Genomic DNA, 20,939 nt, shown 5'->3' with positions numbered 1-20,939 from the left:
AACCTTTGATTTTATTTCATTTACTAGATGGCGGTTTACATTCCGGATTACTGCAAAAGAAAATCTCCGGTATTTCTAATAAAATGGTTGCCCAAACCGTAAGAGAATTAAAAAAAGACGGCCTTATTTCCAGAAAATTTTTTGTGATGGTTCCAACCAAGGAGAATACAAATTGAGCAGAGAGGCAGATCGCTCGAAACTATTTTACGAATCTTAGATAGTTAGGGAGCTGAAAATAATACTAGTGAATTTTAACGTCTTTTTGGACGGTATTATTAGAGTAGCAGTTGAGCATAGACGGTATGAATCGAAAATAAGCTTTGAGAAAAGAGGTGCAAACTTATAGATAATTAATTTCCCTGATATTCCATCTGCTAAGTGATCGCTATTATTTTAAAAAATATACCATTTTAGGATACTAAAAGTAAAGTGCGAATTATACAACTTAACAGTCTTGTTATGTAATATCAATGGTTTGAAGCAGCCCTACATTTGTGGTGTGATAATTTTAAACTTCACAAATACAGATAAACATGAAAATTAAAAACCTACTATCAGCCTCTGCGATTGCAATGGTTGTATTATTTACGAGTTGTTCAGATGACGAGAATACCCAATCGAGTCCTGCACCAGTTCCTACTGTGGCGTTAACTAGTCCGTTAACTAGTGATACAAACGTTGCCAGAAATAAAGTTGTTTCCGTAAACTTTAGTGTCCAAATGGATGCGTCATCTATTAATACTACTACGTTTACATTAAAACAAGCAGGAACTCCAGTATTAGGAACAGTTTCATATTCAGGTACAACTGCAAAGTTTGTTCCGATAACTGTTCTTGCAGCGAACACACTTTACACCGCTACAGTAACTACGGGAGTAAAAAGTGCAGAAGGAATAGCTATTCGTGCTAATAAGCAATGGGACTTTACGACTACCGCTACCGTAGCGGCCGGCTTAAAAGCCGTTAGTCTTGGTTCAGCAGGAAATTATGTAATTCTTGCAAAGACTACAATCACTAATGTACCAACGTCTGTAATTACAGGAGACCTAGGGCTAAGTCCTGCAGCGACATCGTATATAACAGGGTTTTCTTTAACAGATTTTACCGGTTATGCAAAGGCCGCACAAGTTACAGGAAAAGTATTTGCTGCTGACATGGTTTCTCCAACATCAACAAATCTTACCACAGCGGTTGAAAATATGATTACAGCTTACAATGATGCAGCCGGACGTCCATCTCCTAATTTTCTTGAATTGGGTACAGGAAATATCGGTGGGAAAACATTGACTCCAGGTCTTTATAAATGGACTAGTGCTGTAACAGTACCATCTAATATAACCATTTCAGGATCTGCAGATGATGTATGGATTTTCCAGATTTCAGGTGATCTAGCAATGAGTGCTGCAACAAGAGTGATTTTGCAAGGAGGGGCTAAAGCCTCAAACATCTTCTGGCAAGTAGCTGGCCAAGCCACTTTTGGATCTACCTCTCATTTTGAAGGTATTATCTTGTCCAAGACAGGGGTGACTTTTAGAACAGGAGCATCTTTTTATGGAAGAGCCTTAGCGCAAACTGCCGTGATTCTTGATGGAAACACCGTGGTACAACCACAATAAGTTAAAGTAAAAAAATAGTATTTAAAGAGGTGTTCCTATGGAGCACCTCTTTTTATATTTAATAACCTCTCGCTGTGTGGTTTGCTTCTCATAGAAATGCCTAGAAAATAGGCTAGTTTATTCCTTGACAGACATAAAGCTTTCCAATTGTAAGCTAAACTCCAACAAAAGAGTCGTTTTCTATAGCTTCGTTTCCATTATTTTATTGGGAATCAGTACAGGTATGCTTAATGGGGCTTCTTCAGCGGCTGAAGTGCGACGTGTTCCGATTGTTATCGGGGAGCCCGACGGTGTGGAAATTGCAAAGCCGAACGAATAATCAATCACGACGCACACCCCTCAAATTATTTTAGCGTAATTAATAGTACTTTATACACTTAGATTTGAACCTAACAATCCCTCGTAGATAAAGGAAAGTTTTGTGTTCCAACACCATTTTAGCAGGAAATTCTAAATCTTAATTTATTTTTGTAATTATCTAATTTTCAAATTATCGAATTAACCTATCTTTGCCAGCCGAACAATCGGGTGAAATACGTTATTATGAAATTTGATTTATTAAAAAAAGACCCGCTGTCTAAAGCAAGAGCGGGAAGCATAACTACTGATCATGGGGTAATTGAGACCCCAATTTTTATGCCTGTTGGAACTGTAGCCTCTGTAAAAGGGGTGCATCAACGGGAATTGAAAGAAGATATAAACCCGGATATTATCTTGGGAAACACGTACCATTTATATTTGCGCCCGCAGACCGAAATCTTGGAGAAAGCGGGTGGATTGCATAAATTCATGAACTGGGATCGTAATATTTTGACGGATTCTGGCGGATACCAAGTGTATTCCCTTTCGGCTAACCGAAAAATTAAGGAAGAAGGCGTAAAGTTTAAATCGCATATTGACGGTTCATACCACTTTTTTACACCAGAGAATGTGATGGAAATTCAACGCACCATTGGCGCTGATATTATCATGGCTTTTGATGAGTGTACCCCATATCCTTGTGATTATCGTTATGCGCAACGCTCGATGCACATGACCCACCGCTGGTTAGACCGTTGTGTCAATCATTTGGAAAAAGTACCAACTAAATACGGGTACGACCAAACTTTTTTTCCCATTGTTCAAGGAAGTACGTACAAAGATTTACGAAGACAATCCGCAGAATATATTGCGAACTCCAATCAACAGGGAAATGCTATTGGCGGACTTTCAGTGGGAGAGCCAGCAGAGGAAATGTATGCAATGACCGAAGTGGTGTGTGAAGTTTTACCCGAAGACAAGCCCCGTTACTTAATGGGCGTGGGAACTCCGATTAATATTCTAGAAAATATTGCCTTGGGAATCGACATGTTTGACTGTGTGATGCCAACTCGAAATGCCAGAAATGGGATGTTGTTTACCGCAAATGGAACGATAAACATTAAAAATAAAAAATGGGCTGATGATTTTTCGCCTATTGACGAAATGGCCATCACTTATGTGGATACAGAATATACTAAAGCCTATTTAAGACACCTTTTTGCAGCTAATGAATACTTGGGAAAACAAATTGCTACAATCCATAATCTTGGTTTTTATATGTGGTTGGTTCGTGAAGCCAGAAAACATATCTTAGCCGGAGATTTTAGATCTTGGAAAGAAATGATGGTGAAAAATATGAGCCAAAGACTATAAAATAATTATCAGGTATCAATTATGAGGTAACTTATAGCTCATAATCGATAACTCATAACTCATAATTCAAAACATGCTAACAATAATAGACAAATACATCCTAAAAAGATATTTAGCCACGTTTGCCGTGATGTTATTGTTGTTTATACCTATAGGAATTGTTGTTGACGTTTCAGAGAAGATCAACAAAATGCTGGAAAATAAAGTTCCGTTTTTAGAGATTGCACTCTATTACTACAACTTTACAGTTTATTTTGCAAATTCTCTTTTTCCTATATTTTTATTTTTATCGGTAATCTGGTTTACATCTAAACTGGCAAATGACACAGAGATTATTGCTATTTTAAGTTCGGGAATTTCATTCACCCGCTTCTTAAGACCGTATATAATTGGCGCTTCAATCGTTTCTGTATTTGTCTTGTTAATGGGTTTTTTCGTTGTTCCTGCAGCCAGTGAAGGTTTCAACAACTTTAGATATACCTATTTAAAAGGCGGTGGAAAAGAAGCTATGCGTGGTGATAATACGGATGTGTACCGCCAAATTAGTGATGATGAATTTATCTATGTAAATAGTTTTAATACCGAATCGAAAACGGCTTTTAATTTTTCATTGGAAAAGTTTAAAAAGCAGCAATTGGTGCATAAAATTACAGCCAGTAGAATAAAGTGGAATCCAAAGGACAGCACCTACACGATGTATGATTATACTAAAAGGACGGTAGGCGAATTGAATGATAAAATCGAAAAATTACCGCAAAAAGACGCCGTTTTTACTTTTGATTTGGAGGATTTAACACCTGTTGTTTACATTGCGGAAACGTTAAGTTTGGGAAAATTGAATGCATTTATTGAAAAAGAAAAAGAACGAGGCTCTTCTAACATAAATGTATATCTCGTGGTTTTGTATAAAAAATACAGTGTTCCAGTATCGGCATTTATTCTTACTATTATTGCTGTTGCTGTATCTTCGATGAAAAGAAGAGGCGGTATGGGAACGAATCTCGCCATAGGAATTGCGCTTGCTTTCGCCTTTGTCTTTTTTGATAAGATTTTTGGAGTATTAGCCGAAAAATCGAGTATTCCACCTATGTTAGCCGTTTGGTTGCCTAACATTGCCTTTGGGATTCTAGCCATATATTTATTACGAAATGCAAAACGATAATTTAAAAAGTTATTTAAACCTCCATTTAATTGTTTTTATTTGGGGTTTTACCGCCATCTTAGGTGCCTTGATAACTATAACCGCAGACGCTTTAGTTTGGTATCGCATGTTTTTTGCCGGTATTTTTCTAGCTTTGTTTTTGATCTTCAAGAAAAAATCATTTAAAATTCCCTTAAAATCTTTCTTAAAATTAATTTTTGTAGGATTGCTTATTGCGCTTCATTGGATCTTATTTTTCAAAGCAATTCATGTATCTAATGTATCCATTACACTTTCTGTTTTTTCGCTGGGCGCTTTTTTTGCCTCCATTTTAGAACCACTTTTTTATGGTCGGAAAGTGCTGTGGTACGAAGTGTTCTTTGGATTGATTATCATCGCAGGTTTGGCCTTGATTATGAAGGTCGAAATAAATTATTTGGACGGAATGGTATATGCTTTGGCATCCATCATCTTAGGCGTTTTATTTACATTGATGAATGGGAAATTGATCGCTGATCATGATCCTTCTGTGATTTCCTTCTATGAATTTTTGGCTGGCGTGGGCTTCATTTCAATTTACTTTTTATTCGAAGGTAAATTTACTGCAGACTTTTTTATTTTGACAACTAACAATTGGATTCTAATTTTGGTGTTGGCCTCAATTTGTACCGCTTATGCCTTTACGGCCTCTGTAAAAGTGATGCAGAAATTGACTCCGTACACTGTGATGTTGACCACTAATTTGGAACCCGTTTACGGTATTGTTTTAGCGTATTTCATCCTTGGGGGAAAAGAAAAAATGAGTTTCGAGTTTTACATTGGAGCATTAATTATAGTGCTTACCGTAATCCTAAATGGTGTAATTAAACACTATCAGAAGAGTAAAACTAAAGAAGATACTTCACCTTTGTTAAAGTGAATTTTTACACATAAATAGAATATTTACCTTTTCGAACGATTTAAAATTTTATATTTGCGGTTCGAAATAAAAACAAAAACGCAAAAATCCTATGGAATATTTAGATTTTGAGCTTCCAATAAAAGAACTAGAAGAGCAGTTAGACAAATGTCTTATTATTGGTCAGGAATCAGATGTTGATGTAACGAATACTTGCAAGCAAATCAACAAAAAACTAGAAGAGACCAAAAGAAATATTTATAAGAATTTGACTGCTTGGCAACGCGTTCAGTTGTCTAGACATCCAAGTCGTCCGTACACAATGGATCATGTTCGTGCATTGTGCGGGGATACTTTTCTGGAACTTTTTGGTGACAGAGGTTTTAAAGATGATAAAGCCATGATAGGTGGTTTAGGAAAAATTGATGGACAATCGTTTATGATTGTTGGGCAACAAAAGGGATTTAATACTAAAACGCGTCAGTTCCGTAATTTTGGTATGGCAAATCCAGAAGGATACCGAAAAGCATTGCGATTGATGAAAATGGCAGAGAAATTTGGCATTCCCGTTTTGACCTTAATTGACACTCCTGGAGCATATCCAGGGTTAGAAGCGGAGGAACGTGGTCAAGGAGAAGCTATTGCCAGAAACATATTTGAAATGATTCGGTTAAAAGTACCTATTATTACTGTTATTGTCGGTGAAGGAGCTTCCGGTGGCGCATTGGGAATTGGTGTTGGAGACAAAGTATACATGATGGAAAATACGTGGTATTCTGTTATATCGCCAGAATCATGCTCTTCTATTCTATGGAAAAGTTGGGAATACAAAGAACAGGCTGCTGAGGCTTTGAAATTGACCTCTGCCGATATGAAAAAACAAAAATTAGTAGATGATATTATTCCAGAACCTTTAGGAGGGGCTCATTATGATAGAGAAACTGCCTTCAAAACGGTAGAGCAATATATTATGAAAGGATTTAATGAGCTGAAAGACTTATCAACAGAACAATTAATTGCCCAAAGAATGGATAAGTACAGTAAAATGGGCGAGTACAAGGAATAAATGTTTATGAAATGAAATTTAATCCGTCTCGTTGACAAACGAGACGGATTTTTTTTGGTTATAAACAAAAAATAGTTAGTTATGAACAATTATTTGTAACAACTCAAAGACCATCTTTTTTTAATTTTCGCTACTTTCGCTTTATGGAAAACTTCAGAAATATTAATCCTGTTAAGGTTGATAAAACTACAATAATAAGCCTTGAAAAAGGAAAATTGCAACCGCAGGTTCTCGATTTAGAAGAGGCTGTACTGGGTGCCATGATGATTGATAAAAAAGGGGTTGATGATGTAATTGATATTTTACAGCCCGACGCTTTTTATAAAGAAGCACACAAACATATATTTGAGGCTATTGTTCAGCTGTTTACAGAAACCCAGCCTATTGACTTATTAACCGTTTCTGCCCAACTCAAGAAAAATGCGAAATTAGAATTGGCAGGCGGTGATTTTTACCTCATTCAGCTAACACAAAAGATATCGTCTTCCGCGCATATTGAATTTCACTCTAGAATCATTTTGCAAAAATTCATTCAACGCAGTCTGATTCGGATTTCGACTGAAATTATTGAAGATTCGTATGATGAGACGACTGATGTTTTTGATTTGTTAGACAGAGCTGAATCAAAATTATATGAAGTAACACAAGGAAATATAAAACGAAGTTCAGAGACCGCTCAAAGTTTAGTTTTACAAGCAAAGAAACGAATTGAAGAAATTGCTGGACAAGAAGGATTGAGTGGTGTAGCAACCGGTTTTGATAAATTAGATAAGATAACTTCAGGTTGGCAACCTAGTGATTTAATTATTATAGCGGCGAGACCAGCAATGGGTAAAACTGCATTTGTACTTTCTATGGCCAGAAATATGGCTATTGATTATGGAATGCCCGTAGCTTTATTCTCTCTGGAGATGGCATCAGTTCAGTTGATTACCCGTTTAATCTCCTCTGAGACCGGATTGTCTTCGGAAAAATTGCGTACCGGAAAACTGGAAAAGCACGAATGGGAGCAATTGAGTACCAAAGTAAAAAACCTAGAGAAAGCACCCTTGTTTATTGATGACACGCCTTCTTTGTCGATTTTTGATTTAAGAGCTAAAGCCAGACGTTTAGTTTCACAACACGGAATCCGAATTATCATTGTCGATTATTTGCAATTGATGACTGCTGGAGGAAACGGCAAAGGAGGGGGAAATAGAGAGCAAGAGATTTCTACGATATCCCGAAACTTAAAAGCATTAGCAAAGGAATTAAATGTTCCTGTGATTGCCCTTTCTCAATTATCGCGGGCGGTGGAAACCCGTGGTTCTAGTAAGAGACCATTACTGTCTGACCTTCGTGAATCGGGTGCGATTGAGCAAGATGCGGATATTGTATCGTTCTTGTATCGACCAGAATATTATAAAATTGATGAATGGGATGATGATGAAGCTTCGCCAACAGCTGGTCAAGCAGAAATAATGATTGCTAAACACCGTAATGGTAGTATAGAAAACGTTCGATTAAAATTTATTGGTCATCTAGGAAAGTTTGATAATCTAGAAGATTTCAGTGGCGGATATGATGATTTACCTTCTAGTATGAATCAGGATGATAATCCTTTCATTACAAAAAATTTACCATCAGCAAATGATGCTTTTGGAAGTAATTTTAATGGTGTGGATGATGACAGTGATGTTCCCTTTTAAATAAATAAAGTAATTAAATCTTATTTTTTACAAATAGGATATAAAAGCCTAATTCAAATAGATGTCTTAGGCTTTTAAATTTTTGCATTATAGTGGCGGTATTTTTTTTAAAACAATAAAAAGCAGTAGTTTAGCTATCGATTTGTGATTTTTAAATTTCAATTGACCAAACCTCAAAGAAACTATGAAAAAAGACCCTACTTTAAAAGTAAAGCCTATTAATGCCATACCCTTAAAAACAGCACAAAAATGGGCCAAACGATGGTCTAAACGGGAAGGAAATTACAACAGACACCATCACGTAAATGCTTTTTTAATTCCAAAAGTAGATTTACTAGAAGTTTTAGCAGAGGGTGTTGATGCCGTAAGGGCTTACATTGGGGTAGATGATAAAGGTATTGAAAAGCTAATGATTGTAGGGACTAAATTAAACCCGGAAACGGGAATTTATGTAGATATGATTGGGGTTGGCGCAACTGATGCAACAAACGGAGCGGATGATATTTATGATTTTTCTCAACCATGTCCTAGTACTTGTGACCCTAATAGCCCAATGTTTCAATAATAGCGCATGTTAAACATTATAGCATATATAGGATATTTTATTTTACTACTAAATCTAGTAGTATTCATAAAAACTTCTTCAAATCAAGGAAAGTCCTATAAAATATTTATTCTGTATTTGGGAGTTATTTTCTGTGTACAAATAGCAGGATCTATTTTAGCGTATCACAAGACAAATAATTTGTTCTTATCGCATCTTTATTTTGTAGGTCAGTTTATTATTTTGAGTTTTTTTTTCTTGGCAGTTTTAACCAATGAAAGGCAGAAAAAAATTGTAAAAATTGGTTTAATATTTGGTTTAGCGGCTTTAGCAATTCAATACAGTTTGAATCCCAGTCTCCTCTATAAATTCAATTTGTTTGAAATATTTATAACTTCGTTTCTAGTGATAGTATTTGCTACAATTCACCTTTATAATATGTTAGGCGAAGCGAAACTGTTCTATTACATCACTGTTGGACTACTGATCTATTTGTTCGGAAGTACTGCTCTATTTTTGACTGGAAATTTGATGGGGGAAATGAGTTCAGGCGTAAATAAAATAATTTGGATTTTGAATGTCATATTATATGCATTATATCAGTTATTTATTTTATTAGAATGGAAAAAAAACTATTATAAAAGAGAAACCAATACTATTTTATGAAAGTGAACACACTACAAGAAAGCGAAATCATTGAAATTATAATTTATAGTTGTACTGCTTTTCTTTTAATGGGAATAGTTTTGATCGTATTTTTCTATTTTTCCAGAAAGAAAATTATTCAAAAGGAATTAGAGAAAAAAGATTTAGAAATTCAGTATCAAAAAGAGCTTTTAAGCGCTGTTATTGTCACTCAGGAAGAGGAACGCAAGCGTATTGCACAAGATTTGCATGACGATATTAGTTCTAAACTAAATATTGTTTCTTTGAATAGTCACTTGCTCACCACGCCAAATTTAACTAAAAATGAAGTGGTTGAGATTACGAATACTATTATTGATCTCACCAGCAAAGCATTAGATAATTCTAGGAAAATCGCACATGGTTTATTGCCTCCTGTTCTAGATAAATTTGGGCTTCATGCTGGGGTCGAGGAATTGTGTTTGGAATTCAGTAGTTCCAAAGTTGTCAAAGTACGGTATGAGACGAGAACCGTATTTGACCTCAAAGATAACGACAGACATTTACATGTTTTCAGAATTTTACAAGAACTGATGAATAATTCCCTTCGACATGGAAAGGCAACTGCTATTTCTATACTTTTTGAAGAAAAAAATGGATCAACAAGTTGTCAATATACCGATAATGGCGTTGGTTTTGACATGAAAAAAAATGAAAATCAAAAAGGGCTTGGGATGAAAAATATAGAAAGTAGAGTCGCTTTTTTAAAGGGTATAATGACTTTGGATTCAGCAGTAAACAAAGGAATTGCAGTAGTTTTTAATTTTTGAAAATGAATAAAACGATAAAAATAATACTAGTGGATGATGAGATTCTTTTTAGAAAGGGAATTTCATTTCTGTTGAGTCGTGAAAAAAATATTTCTATTATTTTTGAAGCTGCTGATGGAGAAGAGCTAATTAATTTTCTTCACAACAATCTAAACAAGCATCCAGACATTATAATCATGGACTTAAAAATGCCAGGAATAAATGGTGTTGAAGCGACAAAGATTATACATGCGGATTTTCCAAAGCTTAAAATTATTGCATTAACGAGTTATAATTCTAAATCTTTCGTTGCAAATATGATAGATGTCGGTGCTGTTTCCTATCTAATAAAGAATGCGACACCTCTGGAATTGATAACTACTATAAATGAGGTTGCCTTAAAAGGATTTTATTACACCGATGATGTCATGAAAATTATCCAAGATGATGTCTTGACCTCAAAAAAAACAAAAAGTATTTTTGATAATAACTTTCTAACTACTCGAGAGATGGATGTGCTTAAACTCATTTGCTCCCAAAAAAGTACGGTTGAAATTGCAGAAACCCTTTTTATAAGTCCAAGGACGGTAGAAGGACATCGGAATAATTTACTATTGAAAACGGAGTCCAGAAATATAGCAGGATTAGTAGTCTATGCGGTTCAAAATGATATTATGGTTTTTAATCTCTAATAGTAGGAGTTAAAAATTAGTGTGCTATTATAGAAAAATACGTAAAGATGCATTACCGATTTTTTTCTATTTTTTCTATTTTTTCTATGTTTTTGAACTGTATTGTATATCCTTTAAAGTCCTTTTTTAAAGTCCTTTTTAATAAGTTTTTAATAGCGCTCATCCCACCAAAATCTCGAAAATACAACAATAAAAATCTTGATGTTTTAACTAATTTTAAGTTTGAATCCATTTGAGTTTGTGATTGAATGAAATCGTGTGTAACTTGTTTTAGTTGTTTTTCTATGTTCCCACAATCATAATAGTCAATTAAAGTGTTTTCTAATGTAATGCTCCGTAACGCAAAGTGAATTCGGTAGTCTAACTTGTTTACAGACAGTGCTTTTATAGCATTAGGGTAAAATGGATTGGTAAGAAATCCAAATCCTAGTTTAAATTTTAATTTTCGTAAAATACCATGCTCAATATCATCTAATGAAAATTGAGAACGCGCAATTTTTATTCTTTTCCATTTACAGATGGAGTTATGGTCTGGCGTATCTTTTGAAATAATAAGGTAAAAAGCATTATAAATATTAATCCAAAAAGTCTTTTTCAAATCATCAGTTTCTAAACTCTTCTCTAGTTTGGATTGACGAATATAAAAAAGTTGTCTTCTCAGCAAACTTGTATCTTCCTCTGATTTTGCAATCAGCAGAATTTCTTGTGACAGAGAAGTATAATAATTTTTCAAAATATTTTTTTTTAAATCAACTACAGACTAAGCTGTTGGTAGCAAAGAGTGTAAAAGAGGATGATGAGAATTACTAAAAAACAAAATCCTATTTTTTTTAATACATTCATAAGATTAAACGGGTCGTTGTTTTCGTTTGAATTCATTATTAAATATTTCATGGTGGATGATTAAGGAATATCTGCAAATTTATAATTTAGAGATAGTTTGGCGATGCGTATTTTTACGTGTTTTTACTTTTAAAGTAATGTCGTTAGTGGATTTAAAAGTTAAATTTTGGTTATTTGAAGCACGTACTTTCTATCTTTGATGTGCAAAAACTATTCTAATATGTTCAAAAAAATTATATTTCTATTAATTTTTCTATCGGTAATAACGGCTAAAGCTTCTTTTATTTTGGTTCCAATGGATGAAACTACGCAGCAAAATCACTTAAAAGCGTATGGAATTACCTTTTGGTGTTTGGAGAAGAATTACAAAGCGAGCTGGTTACTTAATTACCGCGGCGGTTCTTTTTTGCTTCCTGACGCATTGGAAATTCGAAAGGAATGCCAGATTCGAGGGGTTAGTTTTGAGATTATCTCAGACGGAGAACAAATATCGATATTAAATGAAATCGCTAGTCCGTCGCAAAATATGGAATCTGTGGTACTAGAAAAAGCACCCAAGATTGCAGTTTATACTCCAAAAGGCAAACAACCTTGGGATGATGCAGTCACATTAGTTTTGACCTATGCCGAAATTCCTTTTACCCCTATATATGATGAGGAAGTGTTGAGCGATCAGCTGTTACTTTACGATTGGTTGCATTTGCATCACGAAGATTTTACAGGACAATATGGCAAGTTTTATGGGGCTTATAAAAACGTGCCGTGGTACATCGAGCAAAAGAAAGAGGCCGAATCATTGGCTACGAAATTAGGCTACGCAAAAGTATCGCAGGAAAAAGGGGCTGTAGCTAAGAAAATTAGAGATTTTGTAATTGGAGGAGGATTTATGTTTGCTATGTGTTCTGCAACGGATAGTTTTGATATTGCTTTAGCGGCTGATGGTGTTGATATTTGTGAAACCATGTTTGATGGAGACCCGAGTGAGGGAAACTACCAATCTAAAATGAACTATGGTAATTCTTTTGCCTTCAAAGAGTTTACTTTGGAAAGAAGACCCGAGCAATATGAATTTTCGGATATTGATATGACTTCCAAAAGGCGAGTACCAATGGAGAAGGATTATTTTACTTTAATGGAATTTTCTGCAAAATGGGACCCAATTCCCAGTATGCTGTGTCAGAATCACACCCAGCTGGTGAAAGGATTCATGGGACAAACTACAGCATTTGATGTTTCTTTGATAAAATCCAATGTTCTGTTGATGGGTACTTGCGAGCTGAATGGTGAGGCACGATACATTCACGGTCAAAAAGGGAAAGGCATGTTCACCTTTTATGGAGGACACGATCCAGAGGATTTTCAACACCAAGTTGGCGATCCACCCACAGTTTTAGATTTGCATGCAAACTCACCAGGGTATCGCTTGATTTTAAATAATGTTCTGTTTCCAGCTGCTAGAAAGAAAAAGTTGAAAACGTAGGATACTAAATAAAATAGTAATAGTGAATTTTTAATTTTGGTTGAAGCGAGATGTGGCGCTTTTGAGTTGGAAATATTCCTCTAATAAAAATTGGCAAAAATGCCAGCAGGCTAGTTTCAGAATAAAAGCATTAAATAGTAGTTTATCATTCTATTTTTAAAAATAAAAGCAACTTTTTACAGTCGCTTTTATTGGTAATAAGGATTTCTTTTAAATAATCCCGTGCTCGTTTTCTTTGTCTAAATATTCTTGGACGATTTCAATCGCGTTGGCAACTACGTCGCTCAAAGCGGTAATGAAACTTCCTTCCTCAGCACTATTTATGGCATGTTTTATGGCTTCCGTCTCTTTGGGAATTATCTCATAAGTCACTGATTTTCCAGAACTTTTTATTCCTTCTAAAATTAATTCTATAATCTCGTCTTCCGTTCTTCCTCGCAGGTATTTTTCTTGTCGGATGATAATGTGGTCAAACATGCGGGCTGCAATATTAGCACATTCTCTGATGTCCTCGTCACGTCGATCCCCAACGCCAGCTATGATTCCAATTTTTTTGGTCGCATCCACACTTTGCAGGTATTCTTCAACACCTTTGTAACCTGATGCATTGTGAGCAAAATCGATGAGGACTTTAAATTTTTTGAATTCAAAAATATTCATCCTTCCTGGAGTTTGTGCGGCACTTGGAATAAAAGTTTGTAGAGATAAACTAATGTCTTCCGTTTTGAAACCCCATAAATAACTAGCTAAAGTTGCCGCAAGCACATTAGCGATCATGAATTTTGCCTTTCCACCTAAAGTTAATGGAACGTGAGTGGCCCGCTCAATGCGAATTTTCCATTCTCCTTTTTTGATGGTAATGTATCCGTTTTCATATACGGCAACGGTTTTTCCTTCAGCACACAGTTTTTTGATGAATTCACTGTCTTCGCTCAAACTAAAATAAGCGACATTGCAGCTCAGGTCTTTACCTAATTTTACGCAATGGGGATCATCTCCGTTCAAAACAGCCCATCCATTTTTCCTGATACTTTTTACTACTGTGGCTTTAACTTTTGCCAAATCGTCTAAAGTATGGATGTCACTGATACCTAAATGATCTTCCTGAATATTAGTGATAACTCCAATATCACAACGACTAAAACCCAAGCCAGAACGCAGGATTCCGCCTCTGGCTGTTTCCAGGACGGCAAATTCTACCGTTGGATCTCGTAAAATATATTCAGCACTAAGAGGTCCTGTAGTATCTCCTTTTTCCATCATGTGGTTTTGAACATATATCCCATCTGATGTGGTGAATCCTACTTTGAACCCATTGTTTTTTACAATGTGGGCTAAAAGTCGGGTAGTAGTGGTTTTACCATTCGTTCCTGTAACAGCAATAATAGGGATTCGACATGATTTTCCAGGTGGATAGAGCATGTCAATTACTGGGGCGGCAACATTTCTAGGTAATCCTTCAGAAGGTGCGAGGTGCATTCTAAACCCAGGAGCGGCATTGACTTCCAGTATTACACCGCCATTTTCTTTTAAAGGTTGTGTTAGATTTTCGGCCATTATATCGACTCCACAAACATCCAGTCCAATTACTCTTGAAATTCTTTCAGCAAGAAAGATGTTTTCCGGGTGCATCATGTCGGTTACGTCCACAGAAGTACCTCCAGTGCTTAAATTGGCAGTAGACTTTAGAAATACAATTTCACCAATTCTAGGAATAGATTCTAAGGTGTAGTTTAGCTTTTCCAATAAATCCTCAGTATCTCGATCAACATCAATTTGAGTCAATACATTTTCATGTCCATATCCTCTTCTTGGATCTAAATTAGTGGTATCAATTAATTGCTGAATCGCATCCGTTCCATTTCCTATTACATGCGCGGGAACTCTTTTTGCGGCAGCAACTAATTTATTATCGATTACCAATATTCTAAAGTCGAAACCGGTTATGAATTTTTCAACAATAACACGTTTGCCGTACACTTGTGCAAAAGCTAAACCTGAAACAGCATCTTCCCAATTGGTAACATTTATAGAAGCTCCTTTTCCATGATTACCATCCAAGGGTTTTAATACAATGGGATAACCAATTTTTTTTATAGTTTCAGCCAATCCTTCTTCGTCCGTACAAATGCTACCACTGGCAACGGGAATGGACGCCATGTCTAACATTTTTTTTGTCTGCTCTTTGTTACAAGCAATATCAACGGCAATACTGCTGGTTTTACAGGTTATTGTTGCCTGAAAACGCATTTGATTAATTCCATATCCAAGTTGCACTAAAGAATTTGTTCCAAGACGTATCCAAGGAATGTCTCTGGAAACGGCTTCTTCTACAATACTTCCAGTGCTGGGTCCAAGTCGCACGCGTTCTCGTATTTCACGCATTTTCTGTAAGTCGGCAGTCAAATCGTATTCTGTTCCCGCTATTAGCGCTTCGGCAATGGCAACAGATGATTCTGCGGCAAAGAGGCCTACATTTTCTTCGGTATAACTAAAAACGACGTTGTATGTTCCAAGAGTTTTGGTTTCTCTGGTTCTTCCAAAACCCGTTTCCATTCCTGCAAGAGATTGAATTTCAAGTGCAATATGTTCAATTACATGTCCCATCCAGGTGCCACGTTCTACTCTAGAAAAAAAACCGCCACGGCAACCTTCAGAACAACGGTGTTCAATCATTGAAGGGAACATAGCTTCAATTCTTTCTCTGAAACCATCAATTTTATTGGTTGGAAATTGTTCCATTTCTTCCAAATCTAAACGCATTTGGATTAACTTTTTTCTTTGAATACTCCAGATATTCGGGCCACTAAGGGCTTGTACTTTGATTATTTTCATAAAATGGAAAAATTATTACTTGTATAAAAAACGGTTGAATTTAGAAGATTAATTCCAAAGTATCAACCCATATTGATTCGAAAAAAAGTAAAGTACATTCTATTAAATCCATCTAAATGCGCTACACTGCTCCTAAATTAAAGTTTTTTAGAATAGGAATCAAAATTTATTTTTTAAAATTAATTGAATCGTTAGGGGTGATCTGTTAATCGTGCTCTAATTATTTTTTGCACTAATTCTAAGATTCGGGACTTATTCCTAAATAGTAAAATCTTCTATTGGTTTAAATACCTTTAAATTTCATAGCAAACTAGATAGTATTGGAATGTAAAGTATGCAAAGACTATTTAGGATATAATCTTACGCAAGTATATCTGCTGCTAATAATTCAAAAAAAAAACACAACTTCAAAGGCTCTTTTTTATCTTTTTGGTTATTTTTACCAAATGAATATATTAGGAAAACTTATAATAATAGGTGGTGCAGTAGATAAAGGGAGTTTTACAGAAACCAATTTAAATAAAAATGCTTCTAGCAACTTAAACTTTTTTGAGGCTGGTATTTTGAAAAGAATCATAAATGAATCAAAACACAAAGAGAAATCACGGATAGAAATTATCACGACTGCTTCAGTTATACCAAAAGAAATTGGTCCTGAATACGTGAAAGCATTCGAATACTTAAATGCTAAAAACGTCGATATACTTACAATCGAAAGACGAGAGCAAGCTGGTGATGCAGAAGTTTTGGCTCGTTTAAAAGCGGCAGATATTGTGATGTTTACAGGAGGTGATCAGTTGCGACTATCATCCATTCTTGGCGGTACTCCTTTTCATGACATTTTATTGGATAAGTACCATAATGAGGAATTTATTTATGCTGGAACCTCGGCTGGAGCTGCGGCAGCTTCCAATCACATGATTTATCAAGGAAGCAGTTCAGAAGCTTTATTGAAGGGTGAAGTCAAAATCTCTAGCGGATTGGGTTTAATAGATGGTGTAATTATCGACACTCATTTCGTACAGCGCGGCAGAATTGGAAGGCTTTTTCAAGCTGTTGTTGGTAATCCTAGAGTACTTGGAATAGGTCTTGGGGAAGATACAGGCGTACTGATTATTAATAATCGAGAAATGGAAGCAATAGGTTCTGGCTTGGTCATTTTAGTTGATGGTCGTGAGATAAAAGATACCAATTTGACAAAAGTTGAATTAGGACAGCCTATATCCATTTCACATTTAGTGACCCATGTCATGAGCAAATTTGACACTTATAACCTTGAAACGCATAAAATGCACATTCAATCCTCCCATTATTTATAATAATTAAAAGTACAGTTTTAAAAATTTCAATCAATGATGAAGCTAATTATTCATGGTGGTTTTTTTTCAGAATCATCAACCAACCCCGAAACAAAAGTTGCTAAACAATCTGCATTAGAACGAATTATAAAAGATTCTTATGAATATTTAAAATCACATTCAGCTGTAGAAACCGTGGTGTATGCCGTATCGCTTCTCGAAAATGATGAGTTGTTTAATGCGGGAACAGGTTCTCAAATACAAAGCGATGGAAAAATTAGAATGAGTGCCGCCATAATGAATGGCGATACGCAAAAAATGAGTGGTGTAATTAATATTGAAGAGGTTAAAAATCCAGTTCAGGTTGCTCAATTATTAATGCAATATGATGATAGAGTTTTGGGTGGAAGTGGCGCTACCCGTTTTGCAAGACTACATGGTTTTCCTGCTTTTTCAACTGAAATTCCACAACGTCGAGTGGAATATGAGGGAAAGTGTAAAGCGCAGGGGACGGGAACGGTAGGTTGTGTGGCTTTAGATTCAAGTAATAAAATTGCAGTAGCTACTTCAACAGGAGGAAAAGGTTTTGAAATTCCAGGAAGAATCTCCGACTCGGCAACTGTAGCAGGGAATTATGCGAATGCATTTTGTGGCGTAAGTTTAACAGGCGTGGGTGAAGATATCGTTAGTAATGCCACTGCAGCAAAAATTGTAACGCGCGTCACCGATGGTTTTTCGTTACAGGACGCCTTTTCTAAAACTTTTAGCGAACTGAAACCTTATGATGGTTTTGCTGGAGCGATTGCGATTGATGATCACGGAAATATGTGGCATCAGGATTCTCATCCTAGTATGGTTTTTGCCAGTTTTGATGGGGAAAATTTTGAAGTTTTCCAGTAATACTCTTTATTTAAAAAGGGTTTTATGTGGTCTATTAATTCAAAGAAAATTCAAACCAAATTGGTGTATGATCCGAAATTATTCTGGCCTCTTTCAACGAAGTAAAATTCTCGTAAAAGTGAATAATCCCCGAATTTAGAGTATTGATTTTTGAAGATTTGAAATAGATATTGTCAAATTCCGAAGCGAGACAGTTGTCTTTTTTACATTCTTTTTTCAATGTCGTTTTTTGGTCAATTAGAAGTGACTGATACCCCATTTTCTTCAAAGGAATAAAAACCGTATGTGATTGAGGGCAATTAAAATCGCCGGTAAAAATCATATTTAAGTTGGGATATTCCTTTGGTAAAAATTTGAAGTATTTAATCTCCGTTTCAGGTTGTCTTTTTTGAGTGATGGCATGAAAGTTAACTACCGTAAATTGCTTGTTGTCATATTGAAAAGTGCATAAATAAGGTTCACGGTCGATTTCCAAATGGTATTTTTTTTCTAACCACGCTTTACCTATCTTTTTTACTTTACTCGTTTTCCATATGAAGGCATAGCGCTCTGTTTTATTGGCGCTACTGCTAGTTGGATCACTAATTACATAATCCCATTTGGCTCCTTTACGATTGAGTTCGTCTGCGAGCCTTGCTACTGCTTGCGGACCACCATAACCCGCTACGACTTCCTGTATAGCGATAAGGTCATAATTTTTCATTGTATTGGCAATGAAGTTTATGCTTGCTTCTGTTTTTGATTTGCCAAAGTTTTGAATGTTCCAAGAAAGGAGTTTGGTTTGCGAGAATCCAGAAAAGTAAATTAAGAAAAACAAGAGGGAAAGGAGCGGTTTCATTTAATAGGGATGGTACAGGTAATAATATTCAAATTAACGCTTATTGTTTGGTAAAAAGAAAAACTGAAGCCTTTAATTTTAATGAAAATTTGTTGGATCATTATTTCAACCCGCTCAAGTAAATAAACAGGGTTGCTAAAAGCTACTTTCAAAAAAATAGCAACTTACTGTTTGCAAGTGTCGATTCGGTAGTTATAAATTTGCTTGCGAACATCGTTGATAATATCTAAAGTTTCATGTTTTAGCTTTAGCGGTACTTTCTTTTTAAAGAAAATACCGTTTTTTAAACGTATTTTTAATTCATAACTTTTATAGTCATTCATCTTTACGATAAAAGTGATAATTAAAAGCGGTGGAAGAAAAAGCATTAATTCAAGGTGTAAATATAAAAGGCACAAAGTTGCAATTATGATTAAAAATAAAAAAGGTAAAAGCTCAAGTAAAGAGGGGAATTTATTCGCCGAAATATAGATTTCATCTAATTCAGAAAATAAGATCGCTTTTTGCCTCTTTTTTCTAGAACTTAAAATAAGTTTATTTTTTTCTAAACTTAGTTCGTCGAATGTGTACTTTAAATTCATTTTTAGAATTGTAATTGTTGATTAATTTTGCTGTTTTTTGATTTTATTGGAAGCATTTTAAAATTTTTTAAAATCTATATTTTTTAACCGCTCTTCCAGATGTTATACACTAAGTAAATAATGCATGCTGTACCCAAAATCATCACATCTGTTTGTATTGAAAAGAGTAGGTTACTAGTCAAAAACGGTAATGCAATCCTATTTTTTGGCTTTATTCATACGTAGGGTCTTTTTCATTTTCCTATTTTACCTTACAAATATTATTCTAGTTTGGTGTTAGCAGGTTTTTGGGTATAGATCATTTTGCCTTTTTGATTTCTACACGATACCTTGCTTTTAATGGTTAGAGTCTTGTTCTGGCTAAAGTCTGATTTTGGTGTTTGATAAAAAGTGCTTACATCAGTTATATTGCTATCTCTATTTTGAAGTACAGCATTTTCATTGGTACTGCCCATAATCAAATCTGGTACATCTAATTTAATAGTAGTTTTGATATAGTTTGTTTCCTTTTTGGGGATATATTTTTTTTTTACTGGAATAGTAAATAATGCAATAAATAGTAGTCCTGTTACACCAATAATTTTTCTCATATTTTTGTTATTCAGAGCAGGCGTTAACTATTTTCAATTGAATTCTCAAGATTTTCTGTAATTGCTTTTCCGTTAGCAGTCCTTTTTTTTGTGCTTTACTCAGTCTCTTACTTAAGCTTTCGGATTTGGCTTTTAAATAAGGATATCTTGTTAGGGAATTAGAATTCCCTTTCAGTGCTTTTTTATAGTGCTTGATATACTCCTTTATGTAATTGTCATAATCATTTACCGTATTTGTCCACTTTTCAGGTATACTTTCCTCTTTGCTTATTTTAGACAAGTGCAAGGTTGATTTTGTTTCGTTTTGCTTCATGTTCTATTTTTATTAGAATGTTGGAACACATCAAAATTAGTATTACTAAAACGGTTTAGTTTACGGGTAACCGTAATGCAGTAAAAAAATAATAGGGCGATTCAGTATAAATAATATAATATGATAAAAACAAGGGTTTTAGATCGTGAGTTATAATTGTTTAAATTATTTTTTTTATCCAGTTGCTAGCAATCCAATCTGACAAGTGAGCGCTATAAACAGCGTTTTCTAAATACGGATGTTGTAAAAATGTTTCTACTTTTTGAAAATTAGCCTTAGTTTGAGCAACATTATAATTTTCTAAAAACGAATTGCAAAAATCAGTGACACTCTTTTCATCTGTTTTATTGACATAATCAAAATCAATGCTTTCATGATTTTTGTTGGTAGCAACAGTTTTGGAATATCCTGAAAATGCTAAGTCTTTTGTACTAAAACGTGTCATTTGTATTTGATTTAGGGTTGAAATGGTAAACCTAATACCTTTTAAAAATAGTTCTGTACGGAAT

The 20,939-nt window shown here is 35.0% G+C and carries 21 protein-coding genes; 14 read left to right on the top strand and 7 right to left on the bottom strand.

Translation table 11 applies throughout. The annotated features are described in order from the left end of the window. Positions 1-5: 5 nt before the first annotated feature. From BUA03_RS05565 to BUA03_RS05515, 11 genes are all read left to right on the top strand, one after another. A complete protein-coding gene (locus BUA03_RS05565) occupies positions 6-176 on the top strand; it encodes a winged helix-turn-helix transcriptional regulator (RefSeq protein ID WP_317041089.1) in 171 nt (56 codons plus the stop codon). Positions 177-533: 357 nt separating this feature from the next. Further along, positions 534-1,616: an ice-binding family protein gene (locus BUA03_RS05560; RefSeq protein WP_066077877.1), complete on the top strand. Its 1,083-nt coding sequence runs from the start codon at positions 534-536 to the stop codon at positions 1,614-1,616. Between the two features lie 543 nt (positions 1,617-2,159). Beyond that, a complete protein-coding gene (gene tgt / locus BUA03_RS05555) occupies positions 2,160-3,290 on the top strand; it encodes a tRNA guanosine(34) transglycosylase Tgt (RefSeq protein ID WP_066077878.1) in 1,131 nt (376 codons plus the stop codon). Positions 3,291-3,363: 73 nt separating this feature from the next. Then, positions 3,364-4,452: an LptF/LptG family permease gene (locus tag BUA03_RS05550; protein WP_066077880.1), complete on the top strand. Its 1,089-nt coding sequence runs from the start codon at positions 3,364-3,366 to the stop codon at positions 4,450-4,452. Further along, the gene (locus BUA03_RS05545; protein WP_066077882.1) at positions 4,439-5,350 is read left to right on the top strand and encodes a DMT family transporter; all 912 of its coding nucleotides are present in this window, start codon (positions 4,439-4,441) and stop codon (positions 5,348-5,350) included. Before BUA03_RS05550 ends, BUA03_RS05545 begins: the two co-directional genes overlap by 14 nt. Before the next feature lie 91 nt (positions 5,351-5,441). Then, positions 5,442-6,395, top strand: a complete 954-nt coding sequence (locus BUA03_RS05540; RefSeq protein WP_066077883.1) for an acetyl-CoA carboxylase carboxyltransferase subunit alpha — start codon at positions 5,442-5,444, stop codon at positions 6,393-6,395. Between the two features lie 143 nt (positions 6,396-6,538). Next, entirely contained in the window at positions 6,539-8,083 is a 1,545-nt protein-coding gene (dnaB, locus tag BUA03_RS05535) for a replicative DNA helicase (protein WP_066077886.1), read from the top strand. Positions 8,084-8,267: 184 nt separating this feature from the next. Beyond that, positions 8,268-8,648 (top strand): hypothetical protein, encoded by a 381-nt coding sequence (locus BUA03_RS05530; protein ID WP_066077888.1) that lies wholly within the window; start codon positions 8,268-8,270, stop codon positions 8,646-8,648. A 6-nt stretch (positions 8,649-8,654) separates the two neighbouring features. Continuing rightward, positions 8,655-9,293, top strand: a complete 639-nt coding sequence (locus tag BUA03_RS05525; RefSeq protein ID WP_072675718.1) for a hypothetical protein — start codon at positions 8,655-8,657, stop codon at positions 9,291-9,293. After that, positions 9,290-10,081: a sensor histidine kinase gene (locus BUA03_RS05520; RefSeq protein ID WP_066077890.1), complete on the top strand. Its 792-nt coding sequence runs from the start codon at positions 9,290-9,292 to the stop codon at positions 10,079-10,081. The genes BUA03_RS05525 and BUA03_RS05520 overlap by 4 nt, the downstream gene beginning before the upstream one ends. 2 nt (positions 10,082-10,083) lie before the next feature. After that, the gene (locus BUA03_RS05515) at positions 10,084-10,752 is read left to right on the top strand and encodes a response regulator transcription factor (RefSeq protein ID WP_066077892.1); all 669 of its coding nucleotides are present in this window, start codon (positions 10,084-10,086) and stop codon (positions 10,750-10,752) included. A 52-nt stretch (positions 10,753-10,804) separates the two neighbouring features. Here BUA03_RS05515 and BUA03_RS05510 read toward each other — a convergent pair whose 3' ends face one another. After that, positions 10,805-11,485 carry a DUF547 domain-containing protein gene (locus tag BUA03_RS05510; RefSeq protein ID WP_066077894.1) on the bottom strand — a complete coding sequence of 227 codons (681 nt, stop codon included), beginning with the start codon at positions 11,483-11,485 and terminating at the stop codon, positions 10,805-10,807. 330 nt (positions 11,486-11,815) lie between these two features. On the opposite strand from BUA03_RS05510, the gene BUA03_RS05505 reads away from it, so the two are divergent. Further along, entirely contained in the window at positions 11,816-13,075 is a 1,260-nt protein-coding gene (locus BUA03_RS05505; RefSeq protein WP_066078869.1) for an asparagine synthetase B, read from the top strand. 210 nt (positions 13,076-13,285) lie between these two features. Here the strand turns inward: BUA03_RS05505 and cphA are convergent, their stop codons facing one another. Further along, positions 13,286-15,910: a cyanophycin synthetase gene (gene cphA, locus BUA03_RS05500; RefSeq protein ID WP_066077896.1), complete on the bottom strand. Its 2,625-nt coding sequence runs from the start codon at positions 15,908-15,910 to the stop codon at positions 13,286-13,288. A gap of 446 nt (positions 15,911-16,356) precedes the next feature. Between cphA and BUA03_RS05495 the strand changes: the two genes are divergently transcribed. Both BUA03_RS05495 and BUA03_RS05490 read left to right on the top strand, forming a co-directional pair. After that, the gene (locus BUA03_RS05495) at positions 16,357-17,229 is read left to right on the top strand and encodes a cyanophycinase (RefSeq protein ID WP_066077898.1); all 873 of its coding nucleotides are present in this window, start codon (positions 16,357-16,359) and stop codon (positions 17,227-17,229) included. Between the two features lie 36 nt (positions 17,230-17,265). Continuing rightward, entirely contained in the window at positions 17,266-18,108 is an 843-nt protein-coding gene (locus BUA03_RS05490) for an isoaspartyl peptidase/L-asparaginase (protein WP_066077900.1), read from the top strand. 34 nt (positions 18,109-18,142) lie between these two features. Here BUA03_RS05490 and BUA03_RS05485 read toward each other — a convergent pair whose 3' ends face one another. The 5 genes from BUA03_RS05485 to BUA03_RS05465 all read right to left on the bottom strand — a co-directional run bounded on the left by BUA03_RS05485 (position 18,143) and on the right by BUA03_RS05465 (position 20,875). Beyond that, positions 18,143-18,946: an endonuclease/exonuclease/phosphatase family protein gene (locus BUA03_RS05485; protein WP_066077902.1), complete on the bottom strand. Its 804-nt coding sequence runs from the start codon at positions 18,944-18,946 to the stop codon at positions 18,143-18,145. A 164-nt stretch (positions 18,947-19,110) separates the two neighbouring features. After that, positions 19,111-19,527 carry a hypothetical protein gene (locus BUA03_RS05480; protein ID WP_066077904.1) on the bottom strand — a complete coding sequence of 139 codons (417 nt, stop codon included), beginning with the start codon at positions 19,525-19,527 and terminating at the stop codon, positions 19,111-19,113. A gap of 260 nt (positions 19,528-19,787) precedes the next feature. Continuing rightward, the gene (locus tag BUA03_RS05475) at positions 19,788-20,117 is read right to left on the bottom strand and encodes a hypothetical protein (RefSeq protein ID WP_066077906.1); all 330 of its coding nucleotides are present in this window, start codon (positions 20,115-20,117) and stop codon (positions 19,788-19,790) included. Positions 20,118-20,124: 7 nt separating this feature from the next. After that, a complete protein-coding gene (locus BUA03_RS05470) occupies positions 20,125-20,430 on the bottom strand; it encodes a hypothetical protein (RefSeq protein WP_066077907.1) in 306 nt (101 codons plus the stop codon). Between the two features lie 160 nt (positions 20,431-20,590). After that, the gene (locus BUA03_RS05465) at positions 20,591-20,875 is read right to left on the bottom strand and encodes a hypothetical protein (protein ID WP_066077909.1); all 285 of its coding nucleotides are present in this window, start codon (positions 20,873-20,875) and stop codon (positions 20,591-20,593) included. Positions 20,876-20,939: the final 64 nt, after the last annotated feature.

Source organism: Flavobacterium fryxellicola, from assembly GCF_900143245.1.
In the GTDB taxonomy this organism is placed as follows: Bacteria; Bacteroidota; Bacteroidia; order Flavobacteriales; family Flavobacteriaceae; genus Flavobacterium; species Flavobacterium fryxellicola.
This window is presented reverse-complemented; position numbering and strand designations above follow the sequence as displayed.